Origin of the sequence: Corallococcus sp. CA047B (assembly GCF_003612065.1) — a bacterium.
GTDB classification, from domain to species: domain Bacteria; phylum Myxococcota; class Myxococcia; order Myxococcales; family Myxococcaceae; genus Corallococcus; species Corallococcus praedator.
Genome location: NZ_RAWD01000537.1, coordinates 1 through 3,513 on the forward strand (window position 1 = coordinate 1; position 3,513 = coordinate 3,513).

At 73.3% G+C, this 3,513-nt stretch carries 5 protein-coding genes and 1 pseudogene; 4 read left to right on the forward strand and 2 right to left on the reverse strand.

All coding sequences use genetic code 11. From position 1 onward, the window contains the following. From D7X74_RS43370 to D7X74_RS40550, 4 genes and pseudogenes are all read left to right on the forward strand, one after another. Window positions 1–632, forward strand: a pseudogene (locus tag D7X74_RS43370) (hypothetical protein); the annotation flags it as partial. A gap of 91 nt (window positions 633–723) precedes the next feature. Then, the gene (locus tag D7X74_RS40540) at window positions 724–1,455 is read left to right on the forward strand and encodes a hypothetical protein (RefSeq protein WP_120538273.1); all 732 of its coding nucleotides are present in this window, start codon (window positions 724–726) and stop codon (window positions 1,453–1,455) included. Between the two features lie 225 nt (window positions 1,456–1,680). Further along, entirely contained in the window at window positions 1,681–1,938 is a 258-nt protein-coding gene (locus tag D7X74_RS40545; protein WP_233602466.1) for a hypothetical protein, read from the forward strand. A 2-nt stretch (window positions 1,939–1,940) separates the two neighbouring features. After that, window positions 1,941–2,309: a DUSAM domain-containing protein gene (locus tag D7X74_RS40550; protein WP_120538275.1), complete on the forward strand. Its 369-nt coding sequence runs from the start codon at window positions 1,941–1,943 to the stop codon at window positions 2,307–2,309. A 7-nt stretch (window positions 2,310–2,316) separates the two neighbouring features. On the opposite strand, the gene D7X74_RS40555 is transcribed toward D7X74_RS40550, so the two are convergent. Together D7X74_RS40555 and D7X74_RS45145 are read right to left on the reverse strand one after the other, a co-directional pair. Next, on the reverse strand, window positions 2,317–2,595 hold the full coding sequence (locus D7X74_RS40555; RefSeq protein ID WP_120538276.1) for a hypothetical protein: 279 nt from the start codon (window positions 2,593–2,595) through the stop codon (window positions 2,317–2,319). Between the two features lie 2 nt (window positions 2,596–2,597). Beyond that, a partial coding sequence (locus tag D7X74_RS45145; RefSeq protein WP_120538277.1) for a sigma factor occupies window positions 2,598–3,513 on the reverse strand: 916 nt, incomplete at its 5' end.

Genomic DNA, 3,513 nt, shown 5'->3' on the forward strand with positions numbered 1-3,513 from the left:
CCCCCTCGGCTCGCCAGCCAGCCTCCCTCGCAACTCCCGCGCCAACCCCTCGCGACTCCCGCGCGGGAGAGGACGCGCCGCCGCCGGAAATCGCCTTCTTCGCCTGGACGCAGGAGCGGCGCCTGGAGGCCTTCCCGCGGGCGCTGCCCCAGCCCCCGCCACCCGGGTGGGCGGCGTGGTACCGCGAGGCCCTCGCGGTGGTGGGAGGCAACGAGGAGCGCCTCCGCGGTGCATGGCAGGCCTTCCTGGCGGACGACTGGGCGCGGTCGCGCAAGCCGCTGTGCCCCGCCCAGGCCTTCGTGGCGCCTGACGTCTGGCGGCGGCACGTGCCGGACCAGGATGCGCCCGCCGCGCCCGTGGCCGCGCCGACGCTGCCCGCCACCGAGGCAGGCACCACCTGGGGACTGGTACTGGCCGCACTCCACGTGGACGGCAAGCACCACGTGGCCGAGCAGCTCGCGCGCCTCAACCCGACGCTGGACGGCGACATGCTCGTCCTGGAGGCGCCCGACAGGTTCGCCGCCGCGTTCGTCCAGGACGACTACCTGCCGCTCATCGAGGCCACGCTCGCGCGGCTCGGCTCCCCGGCCCGCTCCGTCCTCATCCACGCGGCCGCGAGTGCCTCGCATTGAGTCACCGCGCCGCTTGGAGCTTCCCCAACTTCACTCCCGCACGACTGCCGCGCGGGCTCACCCAGCAGCACCACCAGCAGGAGACGCGACCATGGAAGCAGCGACCGAAGTGGGGATTGGACTGAAGCACCTGGAGCGCGACGGCCGCGCCGTGCGGATGCTGCATGACGCCTACCTGGAGGCCTTGGACAGGCACGACGGCGCCGGCAACCTCCTTCCCGAGTGGGAGGACGTGAAGCCGCGCGAGCGCCGGGCCTGGCGCGCCGTGGAAGGCGTCGTCCGCCTCCGTGTGGAGCGGGCGGAGACGTTGGTGGAGCTGCTGCGCAAGGAGCGGGACGCGCTCGTCGCCCAGGTGCAGGCGCTGCGCTCGCAGGTGCGCTTCCAGGAAGTCCTCCGCACCCAGGAGGCGTTGGAGACGTCCCGCGCCAACGTGGAGCTGGAAGCCCTCCGCGCGGCTCGCCGCCGGCAGGCCACGCCCCCGCCCAGCAGCCCGCCGCTGGTGGACCAGGTGCGCGAGGCTGCCGCGCCCGTCGCTCCTGCTGTCGCCACCCCGCTGCGCACCGTGAAGGTGACGGCGGTGGGCGAGGATGCTGAGGGCGGCGGCTGGTACCTCGCGGTGGAGCGCGGGCTCCATGAGGTCCACCAGGGCGCCACCGTGCGCATCCAGGGTTCGGGCGCTACTGCGGAGGTGACCTCCGTGGAGCCCACGGCGGAGCTGCCCGTCTTCGTCGGCTTCCCGGGCGAGGCCTTCACCCCGAAGGCCGGGGACGTGCTGGAGCTGGTGCCGAAGCCGGGCGACGAGTTCCCCGCCTTCATCGCGTAGCAGTCGCCCTTGGGGCCGGCCTGCACGTGCGGCCCCGGGCCTCCCTCTCAAGAGGGATGCGCCGCCCAGACAAAGCCGGATAAACCGCCATACATGAGCAATTGGAACACTCCTTCATGGGTCATGCGGGTGGTTTTCGGACTCGCCCTGGCGGCAGCGGGCCGTAGCGGAACAGCGCACGCCCAGACGCCCTGCACTCCCAAGGACTCCACGGTGACTTGCTGCGTGAAGACGCACCCGCTGTCGCCGGAGCGCTGTGGCGCCACGAAGTTGGAGGCGGAGGAAATCCTCTTCGCCGCCATGGTGGCCATGGAGTTGGCCAAGCCAGACTTGCCGGAGTGGAAGCGCCACTGCATCGACACCTACGTGGAGTGCAAGGAGGACCACTGGACGGGGTCCTGCTACGACTGCTTCCGGAGCTGCGAAGGGCAGAAGGGTGAGTGGCCGGACAACAGGTGCCGCCCGAAGAAGAAGGGAAGCTGAGCATGGCCGAAGACATCGATTGGGAAGAGGTTCGCGCGCTCGCCGCCCGCGTCGAGGCGGGCGAAGCGCTTGAGCTCACTCCGAGCGTGCGCGGGCTACTGCTGCGCACGGCCCAGCAGGTGGCCATGCCCGAGTCCGATGCGCGGGCAGCTCTCCAGGATGTGGCCACCGCGACGAGCCTCCTTCGCGAGATCCGAGCACGGATCCGCAACAGCTCCATGCGGCTGATGAAAGCTAGGTCCGAAGTCAGACGCCTTCGGCAGGCAGGTGACACCGCAGGCGCGCGGGAAGTGATGGAGGACCTGCTCGCGGTAGAGGAGGTACCGCTCTACCGCGAGCTGGTGGAGATAGCGCTGGAGGATCTGAACTGACGGCCGGTCATCCGCACCGCACGCACAGCACCAGCCACTGCTTCCGGAAGCGGCCCGCGCGCAACGTCTCCTTCAGCGAGAGGGAGCCCTCGCGCGGCGCCACCGGGGCGCCGCACCGGCACTTCCCTGCCTTGAGGTTGGGGCGCTTGCCCTGATCCGCACCCGCGCACTCCAGGTGCCGCGTGCCGGTGGCGGCGGAGTACTCCACGTACTCGCCCTTCAGCACGCGCCCGCCACACCCGGCAGCCGTGCACGTGCCGGCCTTCTTCGCGACGATGACGGGCACGGCTACGCGCCCCAGGCCGAAGGGCGCCGGGACTCCACGGTGGGAAGCGACAGCCCGAGCTGGGCGCCCTGCCCCACCGCGCGCGGCCGCACGTCCCGGGGCGCGGCCGCGCGCTGCCGGCGCACCGCCCCGGCCTCGCGCGCGGACAGCTCCGGCCCGTGCCCCAGGGCGTCGAGCGCCGCGCGCAGCTGCCTCAGTCCCTGCGCGTGCAGCTTGTGCACCTGGGCCACCGGCAGGCGCAGCTCCTGGGCCACCGTCCGCTCCGTGGACTCCAGTCCGCCGGCCCGGCCGAAGCCCGCCAGGGCCTGCACCACCACGCGCTGCAGGCGGGGCAGCCGGTACAGCGCGCCCAGGGCCGCCTCGCGCTGGGCCACGTGCGCCAGGCGCGCGGCCGTCGTATCCACCAACCCCAGCCGTGCCTCCGCGTTCGCCCCGGGCCCGTCGCCCTCCGCGGCGGCCCCGGCCAGCAGCCCCTCCAGGGAGGTGGTGCGGATGCTGCCGTCGCCCAGCGTCAGCACGGAGGCCTCGTCCAGGCCCTGCGCGCGCAGCGCGGCATCCAGCGGCAGGCCCTCGTCCCGGGCCGCCTTCTTCGCGCGCGCCAGCTTCCGCCGCGCGTGGCGGGTGACGTGGACGGCGCTGCGCTCCGCGGTGGCCGCGCGCACCATGGCCTGCTTGCCCAGTTGGAGGACGTAGGCCGGGTAGAGGCAGCGGCCCGGGACACGGCCCGGGGTGAAGTCCCGCCAGGCCCGGCAGGTGGCCAGCAGTCCCTCCTGCTCCAGGTCCTCGGCGGGCACCTTCCACTCCCGGGCGACGGCGGTGGCCGCGCGCACCAGGTGCGGCCGCACCAACTGGGCGAGGCGCCCTTCCGCGCGACGCTGCTCCGGGCAGCCGTCGGGCAGCTCGCGCAGGAGGTGCAGC